At 65.8% G+C, this 1,262-nt stretch carries 1 protein-coding gene and 1 pseudogene; one reads left to right on the forward strand and one right to left on the reverse strand.

Translation table 11 applies throughout. From position 1 onward, the window contains the following. Positions 1 to 365, forward strand: a pseudogene (locus tag J07HQW2_RS12465) (hypothetical protein); the annotation flags it as partial. Positions 366 to 578: 213 nt separating this feature from the next. On the opposite strand, the gene J07HQW2_RS12470 reads toward J07HQW2_RS12465, so the two are convergent. Continuing rightward, a partial coding sequence (locus J07HQW2_RS12470) for a DUF5305 family protein (protein WP_021055897.1) occupies positions 579 to 1,262 on the reverse strand: 684 nt, incomplete at its 5' end.

Here is a 1,262-nt window from a genome sequence, read left to right on the forward strand (position 1 = left end):
CCGTTTTACTCGACACGGACGACTGGGTCATCGGCAGCAACGCGGCCGCGCGCGCCCTGTTCGGTGTCGAATCGGACCGACGAGAAGTGGCCGCCGAGACGTTCTTCGGACCGTTTGCCGAGCAAGTTACGTGGTCGCACGGGACGAACGTCGCCGACACATCACTGCTCGTCGAGCCAGACGACGACCGTCGCTTCGAACTCGCCACCGCGCCCGTCCGCGCGTCAGCGGACACGATCGGCGGACGGCTGATCGTCTTTCGCGACGTCACGGACCATGCCAAGGACACACAGGCGATCCGACAACAGAACGAACGCCTCGAAGAGTTCGCCGACGTCGTGGCGGACGACCTTCGAAACGGCTGACCGAGCGGTCGGCTCCCCCTGACTCCGTCATCCGGTGGTGCCACGGGGGTTCAAGCGCGTTGAGCGCGGACCGAACCGGAAGCCACCGACGAGCGATCGAATATCGCCTGCGGCGGCCGCCGAGCGGTCAACGCACACGCCACTACCCTTCTCACCGGACGAGACCGATCCGTTAGGTGTGACCGCGCTCGAAGAGCGCCTCTGCGGTGTCGCTCACGGCTCGTCCGCGACGTCCTCGTCGATCTTATCATCAGGGGCAGGTTGCTCGCCGAGCTTGATGGCTTCCAGCTCCGATTCATCGACCTGGGGCGCCTCAGTCTGGTCCGCCGGGACCGCGGACGGTTCGAAGACGTAGGTCACGTCGTCAACGATGACGACGTACCGCGGCGGGGTCTCGTCGACCTCGATGACCCGGCGATTGCTGTCGATTGCGACACCAACCGCTCCCTCGAGACTGTCGAGTTCGACCCGGCGGTCGGGTTCTGTCGGCGGGATGCCCCGAGAGATCCACTCTGCGTTGTCGGCTCGTTCGGTCTCGAACGCGAGCCGCCGACGCTCGGCTGGCGTCAGGTCGAGCGCGCCAGTGTATCGGAGTCCGACGGCGACGAGCATGCCGAGAAGCCCGAGCATCAAGAACGCGGGACCGCCGGCCTCTGCTATCGGCGACGATTCGACCGGAACCTCGGCACTCCGGGTCGTCTCGTAGGTCACTGGGCCGGCGACCGAGGCGGTCGGCCGGTAGACGCCGCTGATCACTTGGGTGCCGTTCTGTTGTTCGGCGATCGAGGTGGATAACGATAACTGGAGCCGGTCCTTGCGCTCGTCATCGTGGCGCTCGCCTTCGATTGTGGCCTCCACGACGGTATCCGCGACGACCAATACCTCGGTCTGTCCGGG

Origin of the sequence: Haloquadratum walsbyi J07HQW2 (assembly GCF_000415985.1) — an archaeon.
GTDB lineage: Archaea > Halobacteriota > Halobacteria > Halobacteriales > Haloferacaceae > Haloquadratum > Haloquadratum walsbyi_B.